This is a genomic window from Anatilimnocola aquadivae (genome assembly GCF_049819085.1).
Taxonomy (GTDB): Bacteria; Planctomycetota; Planctomycetia; order Pirellulales; family Pirellulaceae; genus Anatilimnocola.
The window spans coordinates 2,802,569-2,826,550 of record NZ_CP187419.1 but is presented as its reverse complement, the minus strand read 5'-3'; the positions used below and the strand labels follow the sequence as shown (position 1 = coordinate 2,826,550).

The window sequence follows — 23,982 nt, the reverse complement described above, 5'->3', positions numbered from 1 at the left end:
GCTATGCTGAACGGTAGCTACCTCGAACCACAACTCTCTCCACGAAGCTGCCACCATGCCCGCTTATCAAAAACCATTGGCACTCATTGACGCCCTCCATCCTGCCCTGCCGGAAATCGATCTGGCGATTTCCCTGGCTGACAAATCGGCCCCGATCACGCTGCTGGATGTGGTGCCCGATCAAGGCTGGACATGGAACCTGCTCGGAAGCAAGGCCGAGGAGATTCGCCAGAAACTGAAGTCGGAAAAAGAATCGGCCCTGAGCACCCTGGCCGGCGAACATGCGGTGAAGCTGGGCCGGCCGGTTGTGCCCGTCGTCGCTCACGGCAAGACGGGGCTCGCGGTCATCAAACAAGTTCAGGCAGGCCAGCACGACCTGGTGCTGTTGCAAGCCAAAGGTCCTCACAGCCGCCGGGCCGGTGGCATCGGCGACACCGCCTGGGAACTGCTCCGCAAATGTCCCAGCAGCGTCTTGCTCATTTCTCAGCAAGAAGCCAAGACCTCGCCCAAGAAGATCCTCGTCACGCTCGATGCCGCTGCCGAGGACGAGAAGCACATCGCCCTGAACAAGAAGATCATGACCGCCGCCGCTGACCTGGCGATCGAACTGGGTGCGAGCTTAACCGCCATTCACTGCTGGGCGATCTATGGCGAAGGACTCGTCAAGGATTACATGACGACCGCCGAGTTCGCCGACATTGAAGAAGGAACTCGCAAGCTGGGCGAGGAGGGCCTGCAATCGCTGGCCGCCAGCCTATCCGCCAAGCCGGCCGAGTTTCACCTGAAGCTCATTCGCGGCTTGCCGAACATTCAGATCCCACTCTTCGCCAACGACAACGATTTCGACCTCGTCGTCATGGGCACGGTCGCCCGTCAAGGTCTTGCCGGCGCGTTCCTCGGCAACACCGCCGAAGAGGTACTGCCGCAACTTCGCACTTCGATCCTGGCCATTAAGCCCGATGGGTTTATCAGCCCGGTGAGCTAGTGAGAAAAGGCAGAAGTAAGAAGGCAGAATGCAGAAGTGAAGGCAACACAACTCTTTCGCCCTCTGACTCTCACAATGGAGACAACCATGCAACGATGGATGCTAATCGCTGCGGTGATTTGTTCTGCAACTGCAGCCGACGCTTGGGCACAACGTGGCGGCAAGCCAGCACCGCCGCCATCGCGATATTCCTACACGCTTAAGGTGGACGAAAAATCGCTGCCGGAGGGCGTGAAGATTCGCGAGTCGATGGACGACCTGCGCAAACGGCTCTTCATCTCGAACACGGGCGATAAGCCGCTCATCATCGACGAGCGATTTCAGAACAAACTGCTCGTGGGTGGTGCCAAGCTGATGAATGGCAAGGTATATCATTACTTTCCCACGGGCGTGCCCATGGAAGGCAAAACGCACCTCAAGGGCTGGCAAGCGCCGTTTGGCGATATTCCTGAAACGATCCTGCGTCTGCCAACGGATCCCGAGAAAATTTACGAGGGTCGCGCCATCGGCCTGAGCGATGAACTCCCCAAGCCCGAGCCGTTCTTGATCCCCGCGAACTACGACGACAAGCCTCACCCGATCACTGGTGAGGTTCACTATCAGTTGAACAAGGCCTACGACGAGTTCTACAAAAAGCAGCCTTGAGGTTACGGCAGTGGCACTTGCTTGGGACTCGCCAGGTACGCCACCAGGTCGCGCACGTCGTTGTCGCTGAGACGCTGAAAGATTCCTTCGGGCATCATCGAGAGCTTCGAGAGTTTTCGCTCTTCGATCGAAGAGATCGGAATGGTAAGCACTTCGTTGGGTGTTTGTGCCGTGACGGCGGCGGCTGTCTCGCGCAGCACGATGCCTTGTACCACGCGGCCTGTATCGAGCAGGAAGGTCGTCACTTGATACTCTCGTGGGACGACGGCGCTCGGATCAAGTGCGTTCTCCAAGACGTAGTCGAGATTTGCCCGCTGCGAACCGGTGAGTTCCGGGCCCATCTTGCCCCCTTCGTCGAACAGCCGATGACAGCTGGCACAGTTCTTTGCAAAGATGGCCCGGCCTTGCGCCACATTGGCAGCGGCCAGTGCCTGGCTCGTGAGCTGAGCCTTATACTTTGCGGCAAGCTCTTTTTTGTCTTCTGCTGCGGGACGAATGGTGCCCCAAATATCAGCAAGCGACTTGTTCACTTCCTTGTCATTGAGGGCTTGCAACTGCCGCAGCACGCCCGCCGTGATATCGGGGCGTGGCAGCTTCTTCTCGGCCACAGCGCTCAGCAGTGCGGCGGCGTACAGCGGCCGCGAAGCAAGTGTTTGCACGACATCGGCCCGCTCAGCTTCGGTAAGTGTGGGATACAGTTCGATCAGGTGCGCCGGAGTGCCCGCATGATCGTAGGCCGCGAGTGCTTTGATGGCCTGGGCGCGAATCGCCGGTTCTCGCAGCAGATTGTGCAGCGTGGCAGGGAGATCGCTGGGCACCTTGGTAAGGACCAGGCTGAGTGCTTGTTGACGCGTGCCAAGATCCTGGGCGATGTCGACAAGCTGCTTGCGCAGTTTGGCGATCACTGCTGCATCGTCGAACTTCACTGCGAGTGCCAGCGCGAGATCCTGCACCTGCACATCGCGACTTTCGCTTAGCTGCTTATATACGGCGGCCCAACTCGCCGGCATCGGCACACTGCGACGCCCCTCGAGAGCCAGCAGAATGCCTCGCTGCAGATCGAGCTGAACTTCGCTGTCACCTGCCGTGCCGAGAACACCGATCAGCGTGGCCAGCTGACGGTCGTTGGCATCGTCTTCGAGCAAGCGACGAACCAGATGTTGCCGAACGAGCGGAATGCGACACTCGGCGAGCAACTTGTGCATCTCGGTGGGCATGCTTCCAGCAATCGGCTCGATGCCATACCACAGCATGAGCGGAATGTGATGATCCTCGGCATCTTCCGCATGAGCCACCAGTCGCTGCGCGACTGGCAACCGTTCTTTCGGCGAAAGTTTTTGTAATGCCGAGGCTAGCGCCAAGCGAACTTGCGGCGCGCGATCATCGGCGGCCATTCTCAGCAGTTGATCGAGGTGCGGATTCTTTGGCTTATTGGCATCGACGGCCAACGTGACGCCCCAAGCTCGCACGTGGATGTTCTCGTCCCGCATCACTCCACGCAGGTCGGTATCGGTAATCATTCGAGTGGCTTGCAGTGCCCAAAGCGCCCGCAGCTTGCTGTGCTGGGTCTCTCCCGTCACGAGTGCAGTGATGAGCGCTTCGCGCACGACGACTTTGTCGAGTTCATCGGTTTGAGCCAGGTCTTGCAACTTGCGGCGAGCGTGACGCGACGCCCATTCATTCTTGCTAAGTGCTTCCTTGGCCAATTCAGGCTGAGTGGCTGAATGAATCTTCGGCATCGTCCCCTTGGCGGTGCCATGCGTAATCTTGTAGATGCGGCCGTTCTCTCGCTCGACGTCAACATAGTCGTGACACTCGCCGGTATCGCACCAGTCCGCCATGTACACGCTGCCATCGGGACCTTGCTTCACCACGAGGCCGCGAAACCAAGGATCGTTCGCGAACAAGAAGTCCTGTTCGTGCTTGGCAACGTAGCCGCTGCCGTGCGCTTCAAGCTTGTCTTGATTCACCCGCGCGCCGTGAATGTTGCAAGCGAAGACGCGATTGCGATAGGCCTCGGGCCAGGCTTCTCCCTGATAGATCAGGCAGCCACTGTGCGCATGGCCACCACCGGCATCGTTATGAATCCCCTGACCCCCGCGCGAACTGGTCCAGTGGCCACCGCCCCAGTGCAAGTGGTCGGCACAACTTTGAATCAGGCCATAACTGCGCGGGCTCAGATCTTGCCCGAACATTCGCTCGTAATGTCCGCCGGGCACCACATGAAACAAGTGCTTGATCACACAGTTGGTAATGAAAGCCTGGCCGTGTTCGTTCCAGTCGAGCCCCCAGGGATTCGTCGTGCCATGTGCAAACGGCTCAAACTCGTGGGTCTTCGGATCAACTCGCCACACACCGCAGTTGATCTGTTTTCGCTGCTCGTCAGGCTGATCGGGACGTCCGACGCGCGAGTTTGAAAGAATGCCATTCAAGCCGTACAGATATCCATCGGGGCCCCAAGCCAGACCATTCACTACATTGTGCTTTGCGGCGAGGTCGAAGCCATTCAAGATCACCTGCGGTTCGCTATCCGGTTTGTCGTCGGCATTGCGATCGGGAATGAAAATCAAGTTTGGCACTGCCGTGAGCCACACGCCACCGCTGCCCCATTCGATGCCCGAGAGATTCACTCCCTTGTCGTAGAAAATAGTCTTCGAGTCGAACTTGCCGTCGCCGTCCTTATCTTCCAGGATGGTGACCCGGTCATTTCCCTCGCCTGTCTTCGACCACTGTGGATACGAGAGACATTCCACGACCCACAGCCGTCCCCGATCATCAAACGTGAAGGCGATCGGTTGAACAAGATCGGGCTCGCCAGCGAAGAGAGTCACCTGAAAGCCCTCGGGGACTTTCATCTTGGCTGCGGACTCTTTCGTGGGGACAGGAGCCGGTGTGTCTTCGGCGAAAACGGGCGTAAGGAGCAGCGAGGCGAGGAGGGAGAGAAAGAAAGTGCGCTGCATGGTGAGAACTCTTTGCGGAGTGGTGGAGTTAGTTCGCAGGGCCGACCCGTCAGCAATAAAAGAGAGCAAGCTAATTGTGTCGTGAGGCCATCAGGTGTTCGATTTCTTCAGCCTCGACGGGCGTGCTGGCCATGAGATCGACGGGGCCCTTATCGGTCACCACGATATCATTTTCCAAACGCACGCCAAAACCTTCGTCGGGAATATAAATACCGGGCTCGACGGTCAGCACCCAGCCTGGGGCAAATGCTTCGTTTAAGTGCCCGACGTCGTGTACATCTAAACCCAGCGGATGGCCTAAACCGTGCATAAAGTACTTGCGACAGGCCAGTTCGTCTTCGGTCTGTTTCTTGATGTCGTCGTTGGTAATCAGACCAAGCATCAGCAGTTCGTCGTTCATGTGCAGCTGCGATTCCCGTTGCCAATCGCGATGCTTCTTACCGACCACGGCTCCCTTGATGCTCGCCCGCATCACGCGCAGCACCGCGTCGTAGATTTCGCGTTGGCGTTTGGTGAAGCGGCCGCTGATGGGAATGGTGCGGGTCAGATCGGCGTTGTAGTTGCCATACGAGGCAGCGACGTCGAGCAAGAGGAGGTCGCCGTCGTTGCAGGGCAGATCGTTCGAATTGTAATGCAGGATGCAGCTATTCTCGCCGGCAGCAATAATCGGCGGATAAGCGAACTTGGCTCGCTGGCGAATGAACTCGTGGGCGAACTCGGCTTCCACTTCGTGCTCACCGACGCCGGGGCGAGTAAAGGACAGCACTCGCAAGAAGCCGGCGCGGGTGATCTCGACGGCGCGACGCAGCAGTTCCAGCTCGGCCGGCGATTTAACGACCCGCAGTTGATGCAGCAGCGGAGCCAACCGGCGATAGTCGTGCAGCGGATACTTGGCACGCGTTTCCTGAACAAAGCGATGGTCGCGAGTAGAGACTTCGAGCGATGCGCTCTTGTGCTCGTTGGTGTTTAGGTAGACGTGCTCGAGTTCGCACATCAGCTTGTGAAAGACGCCGCGAAACTCGCTCAGCCATTTCAAATTCTTGATGCCGCTGATCTTGGTGGCGTCATCCTTCGAATGCTTGTGACCTTCCCAGGTCTTGAGCAGTTCGTTGGGCTCGCGAACAAAGAGAATCTCCCGCATCTTCTCATCGTCGGCATCGGGGGCGAGCAGCAGAATGCTCTGCTCTTGCTCAATCCCGCTGAGATAGAACAGGTCCGAGTTTGGATGCATCACAAAATGCCCGTCGGCATTCGTGGGGAAGACATCGTTGGCTTGTACTACGGCCAGCGACTTCGGCGGGAGCTTCGCGCGCAGGCTATCGCGGTGGTCGGTGAAAAGTTTTGAATCAATCGGATCGTGACGCATTCCCTGCTCCTTCGGTCCTCAGCGAAAAACAGACGGTTAACCAAGCGAATACTGTAGCAGGCGGCCGATTGCACCTGTAGCGTGCTAGTGCCTACTCTTCGGCATTGAAGTACTCCTCACGGCAAAGCGTGAGGACTACCCTTTAGCCCGCTTGCGCTGGTGTCGATTTGCGGCGGTCGATGAAGCGCTGGCCCTTGCCTTCGAAACGGGGCAGGGTGCCGAGCGGAACTTGCTGCACGTCGATCTTCAGCCCGAGACGCAGTTGCATCTCGCGGGCAATGCGTTCGGGCTGCGCCAACCGGTCTTCGACTTCGACAGCAAGAGAGTCCATCACGCCGGCCTTGGTCGCCGTCACGCGAAACTCGACGACTTCAGGAAAGCCTCGCAAGATGTGTTCAATCGAACTGGGAAACACATTCACGCCCCGCACTACCAACATATTGTCTGCTCGACCGAGGACGCCCCCTTCGAGCAGCACAAAGCGGCAGTCGCCTTCGGCTTGAAAGCGCGGAATCACCAGGTCGCCGGTGCGATAGCGAATGAGTGGACTGCCGCGGCGGCCGAGCGAAGTGAGTACCAACTCGGAGAGTTCGCCGTCGCTGGCGGGTTCGCCATTGGCGACCGAGAGAAACTCGGCGATGAATTCGCTCTCGATAACATGCAGGCCTCGTTCATCGCGGCTGAAGCCCCAAGGGCCCACTTCCGACGCGCCGGCATGATCGATGAGCGTCGCGTTCCAAGCTTGTTCGATGCGCGCTCGCGTCGCCGGCACGGAGCCCCCCGGTTCACCCGCAACAATTACCTTCCGCACGTGCAACGCGCGGGGGTCGATCTGGTTTTCGTGAGCCACTTCTGCCAGGTGCAACGCATAGCTGGGGGTGCAAAACAAAACGGTGGCTTGCGTGCTGCGGAGCATCTCCAGCCGACTGCGGCTGCTCATGCCACCCGTCGGAATCACCATTAGCCCGCGCGCGACGGCTGCGTCGTAGGCACTCCAAAAGCCGATAAACGGGCCGAACGAAAAGGCCAGCGCGGCCCGATCGTCAATGCGCACTTCCGCAGCATCGAGCACGTACTGCCAGGTTTCAATCCACCATTGCCAGTCATCGGCTGTATCGAGGACAGGCATCGGCCGGCCACGTGTACCCGACGTATGGTGATAGCGAACGTACCGCTCCAGCGGATACGTAAGGTTAGCCGCAAACTCGCCGTGAGCCGGCGCGGTGACCAGTTCTTCTTTGAAAGTGAACGGCATCTCGCTCAACTGATCGAGCGACGTGAGCGGCCGAACGAGCTTGCCGAGCTTATCGAGATAAAAACGATTGTGCGAAATGACCTCAGCCAGCAGTTTGTTGAAGCGTTCGAGTTGCCAGGCGCGCAGGTTGCCTCGCGACAATTGTTGCCGGTGCCAACGATCCGAAGCAGAAGTTCTCAGCATGAAAGCCATGATAAGTCACTGCGCAGGCCAAGGGGAGTAGCGCTGGTACCTCTCCTGGATTTAGCTCTTAGCTAACCGTTGCAGCACTTCCACGCCGCGGGCAAGCGTCGCGTCGTTGGCCGCGTAGCTAATGCGGAAGTGGCTGTCGCGACCGCTGAAGATGTTGCCAGGAATAATGAGCAGCTGGTTCTCGATGGCCTTGGCCACAAACTGCGCTCCGCTGGCGATGGGTGCTTTCGGAAAGACGTAAAAGGCGCCGCCGGGAGTTGTCAGTTCGTATTGGTCTTTGAGGCCGTTGACGACGAAGTCGCGCTTCTTCTTATAAGCCGTAACGTGCTGGCTCATGTCAACGTCCATCGCCACCGCGCCGGCCCATTGCACGGGCTGTGGAGCGCAGACGAACGTGTACTGCTGCAGCTTGACCATCGTGTCGATCACTTCGGCCGGGCCGTGCACGTAGCCGAGCCGCCAGCCCGTCATGCCGTGGCTTTTGCTGAAGCCATCGATCACCAGCGTGTTCGGGTTGTACTTGGCGGGCGATACAAAGGGCTGGTCGTAACAAAAGCTGCGATAGATTTCGTCGCTGAGCAGGCAGATGTTCCGCTCGGCAGCCAGTTCGGCCAGACCGCGAACTTCTTCTTCGCTGGCAATCACGCCGGTCGGGTTCGCCGGGCTGTTGAGCAAAATGAGCTTGGTCCGCGGCGTGATGGCGGCTTTCACCTTGGCTAGGTCGATCCGAAAGTCCGGATAAGTATCGATGATCACCGGCTTGCCACCGGCCAGTTGCGTCAGCGAGGTGTACATCACGAAGTAAGGATCGAACACGATCACTTCATCGCCCGGATTGATCAGCGACCACATCGCCAGCGCCAGCCCGCCGCTGGTGCCGCTTGAGACAAACACCTTGCGATCGGCATGGCCGTATTCCGCATCGATCCGCTGCTGCAACTTGTCGCGTAGGACTGGCATGCCCTGCGTCAGGGCATAGGCGTTTTTGCCCTGTTTGATGGCGTCGATGCAGGCGTCTTTGATCAGATCGGGAACATCGAAATCGGGCTGCCCTATCGACAGATTGATCGGATCCTTCATTTTGGCGGCTAGTTCGAAAACCTTACGAATGCCGCTGCTATCAAACGCGCGAGTCCGATCGGCGATCCAAGACATGAGAGGCAACCTACGGAATCTAGAGAAGACAATGCCCGGCATCGAACCCTAATGGCAAGGGAGCAGCGAGGCTTGGGAGTTGCGGAAAGAACCAAGCAGTATCCGGCCGTTCTCGCTTTTCGACAAGCGGGGGACACACAAATAGTAAAATTGCGCTGAATGGCTGGTTTTGGAAGGCTATTTGCATCGTTACAATCACCCCATCTTCGCACCCTTAACAGGAGAAGACCATGAGCACCGCCCCTATGATTTATCGCCCCAAATACGCAATCGCCCTGCTGCTAGCAAGCATTGCCGCGAACGTCGCTGCTGGTCAACAACCGGCCAGCGATGATCCATTCGCGCCAGCGCCTGCTGCGCCGCAAGCTCCCGCACCAGTGGCTCCGGCCGCTCCCGCAAACGCCGACGATCCGTTTGCTCCCAAAGCGGCTCCCGTCGCGCCGCCTACGGTTGCTCCGGCACCCGCTGTGAATCCGCCCATCATTCCGCTTCCCCAGCCTGCCGTTCAACCCGTTCCTACGCCGCGTCCAGCCAATCCGGCTCCCGTCATTCCCGTGCCGGTTAACCCGGCTCCCGTGAATCCGGCGGCCGATGGTGCCAACTACGGCCCGGCGGGAACGCAAGTGATCGTGGTGACAGTCCCCGCTCGGCAGTACCCCTGGGGCAACACGGGCGGAACCTGGGTTCCGTTTTACTACAACAAACAGTGGCACCTGTACCGCAGTTGGTGCCAATAACGACCTGCCGGCTGTCGAGTGACAGCTGGAGTTTTTGCTTGAGGGGCCAGGCAAGGTGCCTGGTCGCATTTTGTTTCATTGGAGGGTTTGTATGTCGAAGTTTGTGAAGATGTTCGCGATTGGTGCCACTTTGGTTTTGCTGAGCAGCACCTCGGCCATGGCTTTCGGTCACCGCAAGTGTGGTTCGAGCTGCGCCCCAGCTTGTGCCCCAGTCGCTTGCGCCGTTGCGGTTGCCGCACCAGCCCCAGTTGAAGCTCCGGCTCCAGCTCCGGTTGAAGTTGCCGTCGCTGCCCCAGCTTGTGCCACTTGCGCTCCTGCTTGTGACACCGGATGCTGCAAGCAACGCTGCAAAAAGCAACGCTGCAAGAAGCAACGCTGCCGCAAGTCGTGCTGCGTTGCCAGCTGCGGCTAGTTCAGTGCCTGAACCTGCCGATCGAAAAGGAAGCCGCGAGCAAGGGATGTTGGCGGCTTTCTTTATTCGGTGAGGCTCGTGACGCCTATTTGCTTGAAGAACCAGGCAAGGTACCTGGTCGTACTTCGTTTCACTGGAGGAATCCATGTCAAAATTTTTCAAAATGCTCGCGCTGGTTGCGGGTGTGACGTTCGCAAGCGTGGGCTCGGCCTTCGCCCAAGAAGAAAAGTCCCCTTCCGACGCTGTTCCGCCGGCCGCTCCTGCTGCCCCGGTTGAAGCCGCCCCAATGGCTCCTGCTCCTGTTGCTCCAGCCGCGCCCGCTTGTGCCACCTGCGCACCACCGGTCTGCAGCCCTTGCGACACCGGCTGCTGCAGACAGAAACGCTGCAAACAGCAACGCTGCCGCCGTGCTCGTTGCGGCCGCTGCTGCGGCTAGTCGTCCCCAGCGCACGCGTCCTGCGTGCCATTTGCTGACTGAAACTGAAGCCGCAGGCAGGGAATGCCAGCGGTTTTCTATCTTCCCTTAATCGCGACGCCGCCAAGGCGTCATCGGGCCGGCCGTGCATGCCCTTTGGCAACTTCGCTTGATAACTTTTTTGCGACTTTTCTCGCATCAGAACCTCGCTTCGCAAGTCGTTCACAGCCAATCGGTTCGAGCGCCAAAACCGATCACTTTCAGCCCAAAATCGCCCCTCGCGCGATAACCGTTTGATAACCACTGGTTGGCAAGCTGGGTAAACATCTCTCCGACGATCATCCCTCCGCCCGCATCCAACTGCTCGGTCATCAAGGGCGATCAAACGACCATAATCTATTTCCGATAAATTCATCATCTGCAAACACCTTACTGCGCATCTATATCGCACATGCACTGCATGCATATTTCAATTGCCACCCTATTGCGATACATCTTATCGTAACTTTAATCGCATGTCGTGACTACTCTGCTCGCGCTCCTGCCGCCCGTTCTCGCCACTCCGTGAAACTTTCGCAAGCACTTTTTTCCAAAATTCCCGCGCAATCTTCGTTTCCCTTTCTCCCTCTCTCGACCTGCCCGCTCCTTGCGGCACTCCGGCAGCGGACCGATAATCTGGGCAGGCCAGGAAAGGCCAACTGGCCTGAAGAGCAGGCTGCACCTTGATTTCCACTTCCAGAGTTTTGCTTCGAAGGGCCTTCCCATGAGTACACGAGTTCGTTCGTCTGCGTTTCTGTTTGGTTTGTTGTTTGCCGCTGTCTTATCAGCTACCCCCGCGAGTGCGGAGTTGAATGCCTATCGCGGCACACGGGTTTATCCCGGCCTCGGAACGCCGCACGGCAACGGCGGCTGGTGGGGACCTTTCTATCGGGCTTCGTATCGCCACAGCGGCAGTTATGGCTACAGCCATCTGCAATCGGGCTATGCCCTGCCGGTCGCCTCGGGCTGCGGCACCTATGGCTGCGGAACTGGCTACGGTGCCAGCCGAATGTGCTACGGAGGCTACTGCTGGACCGTGCCCGTGCTGATCAACTTTGATACGCCACCCCTCAAGGTAGAGCCGCCACGCAGCGGCTTGATGAACGACAACAATTACAAATTGAACGACTTGCGAAAGGACATCGATCCGCCAGCCCCGCCCGCCAACGACGAGCCCGCGAAAGAGGACGCTGTTCCACCTGTAAAGGAAGAAGCACGCCAGCGCCTTTCCAGTGACCAATTAATTGCTCGCTTGGCCGGCGTGTTGAGCAAAGAATCGGCTCGCCAGTTGAATACGGCGAAGCGTGCGGTTCAGCCCGTGACCAGTGTCGCCGTGGCTGCCGGCAAGTAAGTCGCCAGCGAAAAACTCGTGAGCCGTGAAAAATCGTGGGCCGGCAACAAGCGGTACTCCGCGAAGTTCCGGCGCGCGATTGCCAAGAGTGCCGGAACTTCGCGGAGTACCGCTCGTTCCGGCCTACTTGCTAGTCGCTTGCAAACGGGCGCTGCGCGCACCATGATTGCAGCTTGCCCGCCCACCGGTCTTCAACCCGCCTGGAACGATTCTGATGACTGTTCAAACGAAGTGTCTGCCGCTCGCGATGTTTCTGGTTGTTGGCCTGGCTGTTGCCGGGGAGTCACTGGCTCAGGAAGCGGCCAAGGGCGTGACCTACTCACTCTTCAACGGCAAGAACTTGCAAGGCTGGAAAGTCGCGACCTGCGACGTAGTAGTGGAAGATGACAAGCTGGTGTTGGCCGGCGGTGATGGTTGGCTGCGAACCGAGCATCGCCACGAGAATTTTATTCTCGAACTGGAATACAAACCGCGTAAGAACGAGAAGTACGACAGCGGCATCTACATCCGTGCCGATGAGCCCGCCGCGGGCAAGCCTTTCCCGAGCCAGTTTCAAATCAATCTCAAACAAGGGGACGAACTGAACCTGATCAAGTTCCCCAAGGCGCGCAGCACTGGTCTGGTGAAGCCGGGCGAATGGAACCAGGTCAAGCTGACCGTGAATGGCGATCAGGCCACGATGGAGATCAATGGCAAGCCTGCCTGGACGACTGACGGACTGCCGGTGAAGGCTGGCTATATCGGCTTACAGGTCGAAGTGCCGCTGGGAGGACAATTCGAGTTCAAGAATCTTAAAGTGACCGAACTCGATCACACGCCGCTCTTCAACGGCAAGGATCTGGCCGGCTGGGAAGGGGCAGGGCAGGAGGCGAGTGCTTGTTGGCAGGTGGAAGATGGCCTGCTGATGTGTACTGGCAAGAAGGGTCCGTGGCTACGCACTAAAGAGCAATATGGCGACTTCAACTTGCGGCTGGAATACAAACTGAAAGCCGGCGGCAATTCGGGCGTGTATGTGCGCGTCCCCGAGAACGGCAATCATCACGGCAAAGATGCCGGCGTCGAGATTCAGGTGCTCGACGATCACGATCCCAAGTACGCCAAGCTGAAGGATTATCAGTTCACCGGCAGCGTGTACGCCGTGGCACCCGCCAAAGAACACGTCGGCCGCGAAGTGGGCGAGTGGAACTCACTCGAGATCGATTGCCAGGGAACTCGCTACCGCATCACCCACAACGGCGTGCTGATCCTCGATGCCGACGTCGAGGAATTTCCGGCTTTGAAAGAACGGCTGACCAAGGGTTTTCTTGGTTTGCAGAACCATAGCGAAGAAGTTTGGTACCGGAATGTGCGGATCAAGTCGTAGGCGATGAGCCTGCAACGTGGGCAACATCGACGTAAGTCAGCGGTACGCTCAACAGAGGGGTGTTCACAAACCGGCAAGGTGCTGGCTGGTAAAGTGCGGTATTCCTCGGGAATGGCGCATGTTTTGGGTTGGGCCGGGCAGCGGTTTGTGAACAAGTGCAAAAAAGGGAGATGTGCTAGGGAGCGACTTAGAGCGAGTGGGCCTCGTCGCGGTTGAATTCGAGCGACGTACCAGATCACCCGCGCGACTCGACCCACCCTACGCTTAGTGTTGATCGAGCAATTCCCAGCGGGTGAAGGCGGTGGCGAGGTCGTCTTCCAGTTTTTTCAGTTTGGCCTGTTCGGCGGCCAGGCGATCGGCCGGCTGTTTGTAGAACTGAGGGTCGGCCATGGCGGTATGCAGATCGGCGATCTGTTTTTCCAGTTGCTCGATCTTGGTCGGCAGGCCGTCGAGTTCTTTCTGCTCTTTGTACGAGAGCTTCTTTTTGGCGACAGGTGCGGTGCCGGTTGAAGTAGCGGATCTGGTCGCTGGAGCGTTGGCCGCGCGAGCTTTCGCTGCTTCGGTCTCAAGGCGATAGGCGCGCTGGCGTTGCCAGTCGTCGTAGCCGCCAACGTATTCCTTGACGTTGCCATCTTCGAACACGATGGTGCTGCCGACGACGTTATTGAGGAATTCACGATCGTGGCTGACGAGCAAGACGGTGCCGGCGAACTCGATCAGTCGCTCTTCGAGCAGTTCCAGCGTTTCAGCATCGAGGTCGTTCGTCGGTTCGTCGAGCACGATGATGTTGGCCGGCTTGGTGAAGAGCTTGGCGAGCAGCACGCGATTGCGTTCGCCACCGGAGAGAAACTTGACGAGCGAGCGAGAACGATCGGGAGTGAAGAGAAAGTCTTGCAGGTAGCCGATGATGTGCCGGCTGCCGCCGCCCCAGCGAATGGTATCGTTGCCGTCGCCCACATTTTCCGCGACGGTTTCGTCCTCGCGCAGTTGATGACGCAATTGATCGAAGTAGGCAATCTGCAAATTGGTGCCGAGCCGAACTTTTCCCTCTTGCGGCTGCAACTGCCCGAGCAGAATCCGCAGCAAGGTGGTTTTGCCGGCACCGTTGGAGCCGATGATGCCGATCTTGTCGCCGCGCATAATGGTCGTCGAGAAGTCCTGAACGATGGGCCTGTCGGTGTAGGCGAAGGTCACGTTCTTCACGTCGGCTACGAGTGCTCCGCTCCGCTCGGCCTCTTGAATGACAAGTTCGACCTTGCCGGTTCGATCTTGCCGTTCGCCGCGTGTGAGGCGGAGTTCTTTGAGTGCTCGCACTCGTCCTTCGTTGCGCGTGCGGCGGGCCTTCACGCCCGTGCGAATCCAGACTTCTTCTTCAGCCAGCTTCTTATCGAACAGGGCGTTCTGTTTTTCTTCGGCAGCGAGGGCATCTTCTTTGCGTTTGAGAAAGGTGTCGTAGTCGCAGCTCCAATCGAACAGCCGGCCGCGATCGACTTCCAGGATGCGCGTGGCCAGTTTGCGGAGGAACATCCGGTCGTGCGTCACGAACATCAGCGTGGCGTTCCAGCGGGAGAGGAACTCTTCTAGCCAAGTGATGGAGGTGACGTCCAGATGGTTCGTCGGTTCGTCGAGCAGCAGCAAATCGGGCTTGGAGGCGAGAGCTCGGGCGAGCAGGACGCGGCGCTTCATGCCGGTGGAAAGGGTGCGAAATTCGGCCGTGGCGGGCAACTGCATCTCGGCAATCAGTTGCTCGATCCGTTGTTCCACTTGCCAGGTCGGCTCGTGATCTTCGCCAACATCGGTCACGCCGGCGGCGATCACGTCGTGAACGAGGCCGCTAATATCCTGCGGCACATCTTGCGGCAGCAGCGACATTTTGAAGCCGGGCGCGTAGGTGACATCCCCGCCATCGGGCTGCACTTCGCCGCTGATGATCCGCATGAACGTGGTTTTGCCCGCGCCGTTGCGGCCCAGCAGACCGATGCGCTGGCCCACGTCGATCTGGCAGTTCACCCCATCCAGCAGCAGCGGACCACGAAAACCGATGCTCAAATCTCGAACCGTAACAAGCGGCATAACGTCAATAACAAGTAGGGCGAAGGCGGCAGCCAGGGCTGAAAAGTCCGGATTATACCGCACAACCGGCACCATGCGGAGGAACCTACCGGCGATCGCTTGCCGGTGGTTCGTTTGTGACCTAGGCATTGTAGCCCAACAGTGTGTTGCGAATTCGCCACTGCTGCCTGGGTCCCACCCGCCTTCATCCTTCGCGCCAGCGAACCCCACCGATGATCGAACCACAAGCCATTTGGCAAACTGTTGAATTTGTCCGCCGCGCCCTGTGGCGTCACCGCGTTGCCGCCGTCGGCACCACGCTCTGCTTGCTCGGACTGACGACGCTCGGCGTCTGGATGCTGCCGAAGTCGTACCTGTCGGAAGCCAAGCTGTTTGTCCGCTTCGGTCGCGAGAATCAGCTCGATCCAACGGCCTCGACGGGCCAGGCTATTTCGATCAACGAAACACGCGAAAGCGAAATCAACTCGCTGCAAGAAATTCTGCGCAGCCGGGCAATGCTCGACCGCGTCGTCAGCGAACTCGGTCCACAGTACATCCTGGAAGGGCAAGACCTGGGACCAGAAGTGAAGGTGACGTCTGTCGGCAACAAGCCTTCGACGACGCTCTCGGAAGGAAACGAGTACACTTCGCAGGAAACTTCGGAGGGAACGCCTTCTCGCCAACATCAGCTGGCAGTGCAAAAGCTGGAGAAGGATCTAGAGATTTTCTCGCCCCGCAAGACGACGATCATTGCCGTTCGTGCCAAAGCCAAGCGGCCTGAAATTGCCCAGCGGATTGTCTCGAAGCTGGTTGAAATCTATTTGGACGAGCACGTGCGCGTGCATCGTACGCCCGGCTCGTTCGAGTTCTTCGAAGCACAGACGAACTCGTTTCAAGCTCAATGGCAGATGGCCGCGAACGACCTGCAGAAGTTCAAAACCAAGATGGGGATCGTGACGATCGACGGCAAACGCCAGCAATTACAGGCTCAGATTAGTGACCTCGAACAACGGCTGCTCGCTGCGGAGTCGGAGGTGACTTCGTCTGAAGCTCGCATCGTTTCGCTGAAGGCTGCCATTCGTTTGTTGCCGGAATTCATCGCTTCGCAGAAGGTGAGCCAGCCGAGCGTGGCCATGGAAGGGATGAAGCAGACGCTGTTTCAACTGCAGAGCAAAGAACAAGAGCTGCGTTCGCGGATGACGCCCGAGCATCCGATGGTGGTCGCCGTGAAGCACCAGATGGAAGACCTGCAAGAGATCCTGGACGATCATGATCTGGAAAGCGTGCAGCAGACGCACGTGATCAATCCTTCCCGACAAACCTTGGAACTCGACTTGCTCAAAGAGAAGTCGCAGGTCGATTCGCTGGTGGGGCGCATTGCCTCGCTGAAGGCTCAGCAGACGGAGTTCTACACGGTGCTTGCCGGACTCAACAGCGACGAGGTGAAACTCGCCGATATGCAGCGCGACATGGACCTGGCCGAGAACCGCTACCGCAGTTATTCGGAAAAGCTCGAGCAGGCCCGCATCAATCGCTCGCTCGACGAAGAACGCATTAGCAGCCTCAGCATCTTTCAGCCTGCGACCTATGCGATTCAACCGCTGGGACCACGCAAGCTGATGATTATTGCAATGGGTGGCTTTGTCGCCATCGGCGGAGGCCTGATCTTGGCATTGGCACTTGCCTGGTTCAACCCGGTGCTGCTGACGGCCGAATTGATTCAACGTCAGTTGCAACTGCCGGTCCTGGGCACCGTCGCCCTGCGGTAACGCTGAGGATTCACAACAGCTAGGAAAACCCGCGAAGCTCGAACCAGCCAGCGGGCTTCCCTGGCGATGACTGGAGTAATGGGCATAATCGAAAGAACCGCTTCTCGGCGGTCAGGTGCGGAAAATCCTACGAAAGAGTGTGGTCGTAACCTATTCTTTCCTAGGCGAATGACTCGCCTGCAATCGTTAGCCCACCACCAACGGTGCATCGTGAATCACTGCCTTACAACCCCGACCATCTTCGCTGGCGAACATCACCCGGCTCGCACTGACGAGTCGCTGTGGTCGGCTCCCATTGTGCCTGTCGAGCGCAAGCCCGCGCGCGATCCGCGGCTGGTCGAAAAAACAGCACGCGGCGTAGCAGTAGCCTTGAATGAGATCTGGGGCGCGTGTCAGCGAACCGGGTTTGGCATTTTGATGTACCACCGCGTGGTCGATACGATTCCGGGCCAGCCTCGGCCCACCTGGAACGTCACTCCCGCGCAGTTTGAAGAACAACTGAGCGGCCTGCTCAAACGAGGCTTCGATCCGTGGCCGCTGCAACGCGTGCTCGAGCATCACGAGAAGCAGTGGACCATTCCACGCCGCGTGTTTGTCGTGACGTTCGACGATGGCTATCAAAACAATTTCACACAGGCGTTGCCAATCCTGCAAAAGCTGCGCGTGCCCGCTACGATCTTTCTGGCGACCCGTTATCTCGATTCCAACGAGCCTTACCCAAGCGACGATTGGCTGCTGGCTGGTTCGAGCGAAACATCGCCCGAGATGTGGAAGCCGATGACCACCGACGAATGTCTGCAATTGCAGAAGTCGGGGCTGATCGAACTCGGTGCTCACACGCACTCGCACGACGACTATCGCGGCCGCCCCGATTACCTTCGCCAAGACCTGCAGCGGTGCTGCGAAGTGCTGCGCGAGAAGTTTGGGATCGAGCGCCCGACGTTCGCCTTCCCCTATGGCACCAAGCACAACGGCTTTGCCGGGCGCGAATTGGTCGAGGCTGCCCGCCAGACCGATGTGCGTTGCAGTTTGACCACCGAAGCTGAACTCGTCACTGCCAAGACCGATCCCTTTGATTGGGGCAGGTTGGTTGCGGAAGACATCGACACCTCGACAACATTGGCCGCCAAACTGGGCGGCTGGATCTCAGCAGCCAAGAAGCTGAAGAACCTGATCAAAGGTGGACGTTCGACTTCCATTCAGTCGACCGCGCCGCACAAGCCCGAACCTTCACCGGAGCCACGTGACGCTGCCGATTGATGATTCGCTCATCAACCGGACGAAGCGCTCACACCCTGCATGAGCAACTCGCCGACCACCGCCAATTCTGTTGCTCATGAAGTGTCGCCCGCGGCCAGCCGTGTTTCGCGTCTTACGGGTCTGCTGCGCCGCGTAGCCACGAGCAAGTTGCTGCACAGCTGCGGTCTCTCGATTCTCGATCAGGCGATTGTCAGTGGCACCAGCTTTGTCACCAGTGTGATTCTGGGGCGAGTTGCCGGTCGCGAAGATCTGGGCGTTTACTATCTGGCCCTGAGCATCGTTCTGCTGGTGCGCGGCATGCAGGAACAGCTGGTCTCCGCTCCGTACATGATCTATTGCTCGCGCCAGGCAAAGTCGGACCAGTCTCGTTACGCGGGAAGTTCGCTGCTGCATCAATGCCTGATCTCGGTGGTCGCGGTGACTGGTATGGCCGTCGTCGCCTTCCTGGGTTGGGCACCGGCAGGAATCCAAAACACTCTGTTCTTGCTCCTTTGTGCCGCGCCGCTATTGTGGATGCGCGAGTACGTGCGGCAACTGTCATTTGCTCACTTGGATGTGCGGGCGGCAATCATCACGGACGGAACGATCGCCTTGACACAACTGGGTGGCCTCGCCTATCTGGCCTGGCGCGGCGAACTGAATGTCGGTTCCGCGATTGCCGTGATGGGAATCTGTTGTGGCCTCGCCAGCGTGTCTTGGTTAGCCAGTGGTCGGCAAAAGTTCACCCTATCGTGGCCAGCTGCTTGGAAAGATTGGTGCAGCAACTGGGTCTTCAGCCGGTGGGCTCTCGCGAGTCACGTGCTGGCCTGTTCTGCTCCGTACATTCTGCCGTGGGTCGTGGCCGCTACGCATGGAGAACGCGAAACGGGCACGCTCGGCGCCTGCGCGACCCTCGTGGGCCTGTCGAATATGTTTCTGATTGGCCTGGCGAATTACCTCAGTCCCAAGGCCGCCCGCGCTTATGCAAAACATGGCTTGCCAGAGTTGAAGCGGGTTCTACGTCAAACAGCGTTCTTGTTTGTTTCGGCACTCGGCACGATGTCGGTTTGTGCTTTCATCGCCGGCCATCAAGTGGCTGCGATTGTGTATGGCCCCGAATTCATCGACACTCGCTGGATTATCGGCGTGCTCTCGCTGAGTGTGCTGGCCAACAGCCTGGGTGTGACAGCTGGTAACGGTCTATGGGCACTCGAACGTCCCAGCGCCAGCTTTTTCGCGGACCTGTGTTCGTTGATCGTCACCATTGTGGCCACGATCACGTTGGTTCCCGCCTTTGGTCCGCTCGGTGCCGCGATTGCAGGCCTAACCGGCACGGCCAGTGATGCTCTCATTCGTGGCTGGACGCTCCGGCGCACCATGCGTGAGTTTGAACCGGCATCCGCCGCCGGAGGAACAACATGAGTTCCTCCGCGTATCCAACTACCAACGTCACGGATCTGCTGCGACCAACAGCACTCGCTGCGAAAGAGCAAACATCGCTCCTCGGGCTTTCACGCACGTTTTGGTACGTCGCCATTGCCATTTGGCTCGGCGTGTTCTTCAACGAACACAATTTGTTCTTCTCGCAGATGGAAGACTTTGCCCACGGCGAAGATGCCCTGCTGGATGGCGTGGGCGGTGGCAATATCTTACGCCGGCTGACATTCTTCTGGCTGGGTGGCATTGGACTGATCCTGCTGCTGCATTCGAATCAAACACCCTGGCGCGTGAAGCCGCTCCTCGCGCTGACGTTCTGCGCTCCGCTCATCTGGGCCTGGATGAGTTTGCTCTGGTCGATTGATCCCAGCATGTGCCTGCGCCGATTGATCGTCCGCACCTGCTGTGCGCTCGCCGCAGTGGGCATCGGCCGCATGTTCACGCTGCGTGAACTTTGTTGGCTCGCCGTCGTGGTGTTGGGCGGATGCATCGGCGTTGGTGTGCTGGCGGAAATTGGACTCGGCACCTTTCGGCCGTGGTCCGGCGGCTATCGCTTCAGCGGCACACAGCATCCCAATCCCCAAGGCATGTATCTGGCTGCCTGGATCTTTGCGTCCCTGGCTCTCGCCTGGAACGAAAAGAAGTACCGGTTGCTCCTCATCGGTTGTGCGCTCGCGGGGCTAACGCTGCTGGTGCTCACCAAATCGCGTAGTGCCACCGCCGCGCTAGTCATAACGGCTGCAGCGGTTCTGCTATTGCAAACGACCCTCCGCTTTAAACTGTTCGCCGGCCTCAGTGGCGCCTGGCTCCTTGCGGCGGTCATTCTCGCCGTCTGGTTACTGCAGATCGATGCCTTACGCCAATTGGGTGAGGCCGCCTTGATGGGTCGTAAGGAAGAAGCCGACACCCTGAGCGGACGTAACTTCATTTGGCCGCTGGCCCAGCATTTTATCAGTCATAAGCCCTGGTTCGGTCATGGCTTTGAATCGTTCTGGACGGCCGATCACGTGCAGTTCATCGCTGACGAGCTACAGTTTCCTGTCGTCGAAGCTCACAACGGCTATTTGGAAGTGATGCTTAGTACCGGTCGTATTGGCCTCGGTTTGCATTTGCTCGCGGTCTCTGCGGGCATTGCAGCCGCGGCTCGTACGCTTTGGAAGAAGGGCGATCCAAGCTGCGGCTTTATCACCGCGGTGCTGATCTATTCCCTGCTGAGTGCCTGTTTCGAATCGACGATGTTCGGCATTTTCTTTGTGACCCTTGCGGCCTGGTCGGGCGTTGCCCACTTGGCTTTTGGCGGCAAAGAAGACTCGCCGATTCCAGATCTCGCTGACAGTGTCGCCACTACCGCGTAACTCCGATGACTAACCCCGATATTACGATTGTCGTCTGCACCTACAACCGCGCAGGAATGCTCGGTGAGGCGCTACGCAGTTTGTACAACCTGAACACCGCTGGCGAGTTCACCTACGAAGTGCTCGTCGTCGATAACAACAGTTCGGACAGCACGCCAGCTGCCATTGCCGCTGCCTCTTCCGAATCCACGGCCACTCTGCGCGGCGTGCGCGAAACCAGACCCGGTGTCGCTGCCGCCCGCAACCGGGGCGTACGCGAAGCACACGGTTCGTGGATTGCCTTCTTCGACGACGACCAGATTGCCGACCACAATTGGCTGCTCGAACTCCGACGTGGTGCCGATACGCACAATTGCCGCATTACGGGCGGCGCGGTGCACCTGTTGTTGCCAGAAAATTGCACGCGCGACCTCGTTCCCTTTTGCCGCATGCTGCTTGGCGAATCGCGCTGGTCGCAAACACCTCAGCAGTACGACGACCACATCAATCCCGGCGCGGGAAACTTGCTGGTCGAGAAGTCGGTCTTCGACGAAGTCGGCCTGTTCAACGAAGCGCTGCGCCGCGGCGAAGATACCGACCTGTATCGTCGCACCCGTCAAGCCGGTATGGCCGCCTGGTATCTACCAACGGCGATCATTCATCACATGACGCCCGACGAACGCCTCGCCGATCAGTATCTACACAAGCTTTCGCGCAGTATGGGCGAAGGCATCACCGATTACGAATGGAATGACCGCGGCCCCGTTAGGGCAATTGCCATTTGGCTCGCCAAAGCAGCGCGCGCGGCCGGGATCTATTGGCCGCAGTTGCAACTGGCTCGGTGGCGCGGCCAGCACGAAGTGGCCGTTGGTAAGCGATGTCAGTTGATCCTCTCGGCTGGTCACTTCTGGCATGGCTGGGAGCGCATTCGCCAGGCCGTTGCCGGTAACAAGAAGATCGCCCCTCCGGCAGCCGTGGCCAGTCGACCTATTGCCTGAGAGTTAAAGCGTGTCGCGTTTCGCCTTCCGAGTTCCTGACCCATGGACGACATTTTGAAAGTACGAGTCGTCCCCGGAAGGGAGCTGTCTGCCGATCTGTGCGCGCATTGGTCACAAATTCAGTCTTCGAATCCGACGCTAGGCAGCCCTTATTTCTGCCCCGAGTTCACACAGACCGTTGCTGCGGTTCGTACTGATGTCGAAGTGGCGGTTCTCGAACGTGACAATCAAATCGTCGGCTTCTTTCCGTATCAACGGGGCCGCTGGGCGAATGCTCAACCGGTCGCTGGCAGGCTCACCGACTTTCACGGGCTGATCGTTGGTCCAGACTTTGCTTGCGACCCCATCCAGTTGCTGCACCAGTGCGGGCTCAGCTCGTGGCGATTCGATCACCTCATCGAATCGCAAACGTACTTTCAGCCCTTCATGTGGACGCATGGGCTTTCGCCGTACATCGATCTATCGGCAGGATTTAGCGATTATCTGGCCGAACGACGCCAGCGCAATTCCGAACTGCCGATGATCGCGCGCAAGCTGCGCAAGCTCGAACGAGAAGTGGGGCCGGTTCGTTTCGAATGGCACTCCACGAGCGCCGAGAATCTGCAAACCTTGTTTCAATGGAAGAGCGCGCAGTTTGCACGCACGGGACTTCGCGACCTGCTGTCGTTTGCCTGGATCCGTGACTTCTTCGCCAAGCTGCTTGAACAAAACGGAACCGAGTTTGCCGGCCTCTTTAGCTGCTTGCATGCCGGCGATCAGCTGCTGGCCGCGCATGTCGGCATGCGTTCGCGGAATGTCATGCATTGGTGGCTCCCTTCGTTCAATCGCGACTTCGTCCGCTATTCGCCTGGTCTCGCCCTGATTTATCGGTTCGCCCAACAGGCGAGTGAGCACGGTATTACGCGCATTGATCTCGGGCAGGGAGATGAGGCATTCAAATTCCGCCTTGGCTCCGCCGCCGATCCTGTGGCCGAGGGAAGTGTCGATGTTCTGCTCCGAACTCGGCTCTTTCACCGCAGCTGGCAAGCCACTCGCGATTGGGTGCGTACTTCACCACTCAATGGTCCAACCGAACGTCCACTACGCTGGATCCGTCGCATGCGCGATTGGCTCCGCTTTCGTTAACAGAAGAGTTTCGCTTCATGGCTACGTTGTTAACTACTAACATGTTCAACCCTCTGACCGTGCGCGAGCACGTGAATCGCCCGTGTGTGCGCGTGGTCCCTGGCCAGCAACTCAGCGCACAACTGTGCTGCGAGTGGAGGTCCTTGCAGAGGTCGAACCCGGCCCTGAGTAGTCCCTACTTCAGCCCGGAGTTCACACAACTCGTCGCCAGCATCCGCAACGATGTGGAGGTGGCCGTCGTCGAACAGGCTGATCGCGTGGTGGCGGTGCTGCCCTTTCAGCGAGGCACTCTTGGCGCGGCCAAGCCGGTGGCCGGTCGCCTTAACGACTTTCAGGCCGTAATCTCAGCTCCCGAGTTTCAGCTTGATCCGAAGCAACTGTTGCACGAGAGCGGCCTGCGCAGTTGGAAGTTCGATCACCTGCTCACCTCGCAGGTCGCTTTCGAACCCTATATGTGGACGCGCGGCAACTCACCTTATGTTGATCTGTCTCGTGGCTTCGCAGCTTACGAAGCCGAACGTCGTGCCGAGAACTCGGAATTCTCGACCATTAAACGGAAACTAAAGAAGATGGAGCGCGAGATCGGTCCGGCCCGCTTGGAATGGAAATCAACGAGCCGCGAATACCTCGAAACATTGCTTCGCTGGAAGAGCGAGCAGTACACACGCACTGGAATTCGTGACTTGTTCTCGATCGACTGGATTCTCAAGCTGGTTGAGGAACTGCTGAAGAAGGATGATCCGAATTTGACTGGCATGCTCACTTGTTTGTATGCCGGCGATCGTCTGGTGGCCGCCCATTTAGGTATGAACTGCCGCCACGTGTTGCACTGGTGGTTCCCTTCCTACGATCGCGACCTGGGACGCTATTCGCCCGGGATGTCGCTGATTTATTTGATCGCACAACATGCGCATGAGCATGGCATCACCCGCATCGACCTGGGCAAGGGAGATGAGGACTACAAGTTTCGCATCGCGTCGGGCATCGATCAGGTGGCCGAAGGGAGCGTCGATTTGAATCCCGGTTCGCGTTTGTTTCGCCGCACCTGGCAGGCCACGCGCGATTGGCTCAAGACTACTCCGCTGGCTGGTCCTGTCTCGGTTCCCTTGAAGGCCATTCGCCGCGTTCGAGACTGGTTCAGCTTTCAGTAATG

The 23,982-nt window shown here is 58.5% G+C and carries 19 protein-coding genes; 13 read left to right on the top strand and 6 right to left on the bottom strand.

Annotation, left to right across the window (positions count from 1 at the left end):
- Positions 1 to 55 precede the first annotated feature (55 nt).
- A complete protein-coding gene (locus NA78x_RS11520; protein ID WP_425618595.1) occupies positions 56 to 985 on the top strand; it encodes a universal stress protein in 930 nt (309 codons plus the stop codon).
- An 87-nt stretch (positions 986 to 1,072) separates the two neighbouring features.
- A complete protein-coding gene (locus NA78x_RS11515) occupies positions 1,073 to 1,630 on the top strand; it encodes a hypothetical protein (protein ID WP_425618594.1) in 558 nt (185 codons plus the stop codon).
- A gap of 2 nt (positions 1,631 to 1,632) precedes the next feature.
- Here NA78x_RS11515 and NA78x_RS11510 read toward each other — a convergent pair whose 3' ends face one another.
- The 4 genes from NA78x_RS11510 to NA78x_RS11495 all read right to left on the bottom strand — a co-directional run bounded on the left by NA78x_RS11510 (position 1,633) and on the right by NA78x_RS11495 (position 8,558).
- Positions 1,633 to 4,590 (bottom strand): PVC-type heme-binding CxxCH protein, encoded by a 2,958-nt coding sequence (locus tag NA78x_RS11510; protein WP_425618593.1) that lies wholly within the window; start codon positions 4,588 to 4,590, stop codon positions 1,633 to 1,635.
- Positions 4,591 to 4,660: 70 nt separating this feature from the next.
- Positions 4,661 to 5,956 (bottom strand): aminopeptidase P N-terminal domain-containing protein, encoded by a 1,296-nt coding sequence (locus tag NA78x_RS11505; protein WP_425618592.1) that lies wholly within the window; start codon positions 5,954 to 5,956, stop codon positions 4,661 to 4,663.
- 142 nt (positions 5,957 to 6,098) lie between these two features.
- Positions 6,099 to 7,403 (bottom strand): phenylacetate--CoA ligase family protein, encoded by a 1,305-nt coding sequence (locus NA78x_RS11500; RefSeq protein WP_425618591.1) that lies wholly within the window; start codon positions 7,401 to 7,403, stop codon positions 6,099 to 6,101.
- Positions 7,404 to 7,454: 51 nt separating this feature from the next.
- Positions 7,455 to 8,558 (bottom strand): pyridoxal phosphate-dependent aminotransferase, encoded by a 1,104-nt coding sequence (locus NA78x_RS11495; protein ID WP_425618590.1) that lies wholly within the window; start codon positions 8,556 to 8,558, stop codon positions 7,455 to 7,457.
- Positions 8,559 to 8,788: 230 nt separating this feature from the next.
- Between NA78x_RS11495 and NA78x_RS11490 the strand changes: the two genes are divergently transcribed.
- On the top strand, positions 8,789 to 9,295 hold the full coding sequence (locus tag NA78x_RS11490; RefSeq protein ID WP_425618589.1) for a hypothetical protein: 507 nt from the start codon (positions 8,789 to 8,791) through the stop codon (positions 9,293 to 9,295).
- A 330-nt stretch (positions 9,296 to 9,625) separates the two neighbouring features.
- A complete protein-coding gene (locus tag NA78x_RS11485) occupies positions 9,626 to 9,895 on the top strand; it encodes a hypothetical protein (RefSeq protein ID WP_425618588.1) in 270 nt (89 codons plus the stop codon).
- Between the two features lie 449 nt (positions 9,896 to 10,344).
- Here the strand turns inward: NA78x_RS11485 and NA78x_RS11480 are convergent, their stop codons facing one another.
- Positions 10,345 to 10,494: a hypothetical protein gene (locus tag NA78x_RS11480; protein ID WP_425618587.1), complete on the bottom strand. Its 150-nt coding sequence runs from the start codon at positions 10,492 to 10,494 to the stop codon at positions 10,345 to 10,347.
- A gap of 391 nt (positions 10,495 to 10,885) precedes the next feature.
- Here NA78x_RS11480 and NA78x_RS11475 point away from each other — a divergent pair, with 391 nt between their 5' ends.
- Positions 10,886 to 11,512, top strand: coding sequence for a hypothetical protein (locus NA78x_RS11475; RefSeq protein ID WP_425618586.1), 627 nt, complete (start codon positions 10,886 to 10,888; stop codon positions 11,510 to 11,512).
- Positions 11,513 to 11,726: 214 nt separating this feature from the next.
- The gene (locus NA78x_RS11470; RefSeq protein WP_425618585.1) at positions 11,727 to 12,875 is read left to right on the top strand and encodes a 3-keto-disaccharide hydrolase; all 1,149 of its coding nucleotides are present in this window, start codon (positions 11,727 to 11,729) and stop codon (positions 12,873 to 12,875) included.
- Between the two features lie 264 nt (positions 12,876 to 13,139).
- On the opposite strand, the gene NA78x_RS11465 is transcribed toward NA78x_RS11470, so the two are convergent.
- A complete protein-coding gene (locus NA78x_RS11465; RefSeq protein WP_425618584.1) occupies positions 13,140 to 14,948 on the bottom strand; it encodes an ATP-binding cassette domain-containing protein in 1,809 nt (602 codons plus the stop codon).
- A 212-nt stretch (positions 14,949 to 15,160) separates the two neighbouring features.
- Between NA78x_RS11465 and NA78x_RS11460 the strand changes: the two genes are divergently transcribed.
- From NA78x_RS11460 to NA78x_RS11430, 7 genes are all read left to right on the top strand, one after another.
- Positions 15,161 to 16,696, top strand: coding sequence for a GumC family protein (locus NA78x_RS11460; protein ID WP_425618583.1), 1,536 nt, complete (start codon positions 15,161 to 15,163; stop codon positions 16,694 to 16,696).
- A gap of 210 nt (positions 16,697 to 16,906) precedes the next feature.
- Positions 16,907 to 17,956 (top strand): polysaccharide deacetylase family protein, encoded by a 1,050-nt coding sequence (locus tag NA78x_RS11455; protein WP_425618582.1) that lies wholly within the window; start codon positions 16,907 to 16,909, stop codon positions 17,954 to 17,956.
- A gap of 39 nt (positions 17,957 to 17,995) precedes the next feature.
- Positions 17,996 to 19,357: a lipopolysaccharide biosynthesis protein gene (locus tag NA78x_RS11450; RefSeq protein WP_425618581.1), complete on the top strand. Its 1,362-nt coding sequence runs from the start codon at positions 17,996 to 17,998 to the stop codon at positions 19,355 to 19,357.
- Complete coding sequence (locus NA78x_RS11445; protein WP_425618580.1) at positions 19,354 to 20,727, top strand: O-antigen ligase family protein; 1,374 nt, start codon at positions 19,354 to 19,356, stop codon at positions 20,725 to 20,727. Before NA78x_RS11450 ends, NA78x_RS11445 begins: the two co-directional genes overlap by 4 nt.
- A 5-nt stretch (positions 20,728 to 20,732) precedes the next feature.
- Positions 20,733 to 21,704 (top strand): glycosyltransferase family 2 protein, encoded by a 972-nt coding sequence (locus tag NA78x_RS11440; protein ID WP_425618579.1) that lies wholly within the window; start codon positions 20,733 to 20,735, stop codon positions 21,702 to 21,704.
- 42 nt (positions 21,705 to 21,746) lie between these two features.
- Positions 21,747 to 22,829 (top strand): GNAT family N-acetyltransferase, encoded by a 1,083-nt coding sequence (locus NA78x_RS11435; RefSeq protein ID WP_425618578.1) that lies wholly within the window; start codon positions 21,747 to 21,749, stop codon positions 22,827 to 22,829.
- 17 nt (positions 22,830 to 22,846) lie between these two features.
- Positions 22,847 to 23,980 carry a GNAT family N-acetyltransferase gene (locus NA78x_RS11430; protein ID WP_425618577.1) on the top strand — a complete coding sequence of 378 codons (1,134 nt, stop codon included), beginning with the start codon at positions 22,847 to 22,849 and terminating at the stop codon, positions 23,978 to 23,980.
- Positions 23,981 to 23,982 lie beyond the last annotated feature (2 nt).

Coding starts and splice junctions, on each gene's coding strand:
- NA78x_RS11440 (WP_425618579.1), top strand. CDS start 20,733: ATGACTAACCCCGATATTACGATTGTCGTCTGCACCTACAACCGCGCA.
- NA78x_RS11435 (WP_425618578.1), top strand. CDS start 21,747: ATGGACGACATTTTGAAAGTACGAGTCGTCCCCGGAAGGGAGCTGTCT.
- NA78x_RS11510 (WP_425618593.1), bottom strand. CDS start 4,590: ATGCAGCGCACTTTCTTTCTCTCCCTCCTCGCCTCGCTGCTCCTTACG.
- NA78x_RS11445 (WP_425618580.1), top strand. CDS start 19,354: ATGAGTTCCTCCGCGTATCCAACTACCAACGTCACGGATCTGCTGCGA.
- NA78x_RS11475 (WP_425618586.1), top strand. CDS start 10,886: ATGAGTACACGAGTTCGTTCGTCTGCGTTTCTGTTTGGTTTGTTGTTT.
- NA78x_RS11430 (WP_425618577.1), top strand. CDS start 22,847: ATGGCTACGTTGTTAACTACTAACATGTTCAACCCTCTGACCGTGCGC.
- NA78x_RS11460 (WP_425618583.1), top strand. CDS start 15,161: ATGATCGAACCACAAGCCATTTGGCAAACTGTTGAATTTGTCCGCCGC.
- NA78x_RS11520 (WP_425618595.1), top strand. CDS start 56: ATGCCCGCTTATCAAAAACCATTGGCACTCATTGACGCCCTCCATCCT.
- NA78x_RS11495 (WP_425618590.1), bottom strand. CDS start 8,558: ATGTCTTGGATCGCCGATCGGACTCGCGCGTTTGATAGCAGCGGCATT.
- NA78x_RS11505 (WP_425618592.1), bottom strand. CDS start 5,956: ATGCGTCACGATCCGATTGATTCAAAACTTTTCACCGACCACCGCGAT.
- NA78x_RS11485 (WP_425618588.1), top strand. CDS start 9,626: ATGCTGCAAGCAACGCTGCAAAAAGCAACGCTGCAAGAAGCAACGCTG.
- NA78x_RS11515 (WP_425618594.1), top strand. CDS start 1,073: ATGCAACGATGGATGCTAATCGCTGCGGTGATTTGTTCTGCAACTGCA.
- NA78x_RS11450 (WP_425618581.1), top strand. CDS start 17,996: ATGAGCAACTCGCCGACCACCGCCAATTCTGTTGCTCATGAAGTGTCG.
- NA78x_RS11480 (WP_425618587.1), bottom strand. CDS start 10,494: ATGACCGAGCAGTTGGATGCGGGCGGAGGGATGATCGTCGGAGAGATG.
- NA78x_RS11490 (WP_425618589.1), top strand. CDS start 8,789: ATGAGCACCGCCCCTATGATTTATCGCCCCAAATACGCAATCGCCCTG.
- NA78x_RS11470 (WP_425618585.1), top strand. CDS start 11,727: ATGACTGTTCAAACGAAGTGTCTGCCGCTCGCGATGTTTCTGGTTGTT.
- NA78x_RS11500 (WP_425618591.1), bottom strand. CDS start 7,403: ATGGCTTTCATGCTGAGAACTTCTGCTTCGGATCGTTGGCACCGGCAA.
- NA78x_RS11465 (WP_425618584.1), bottom strand. CDS start 14,948: ATGCCGCTTGTTACGGTTCGAGATTTGAGCATCGGTTTTCGTGGTCCG.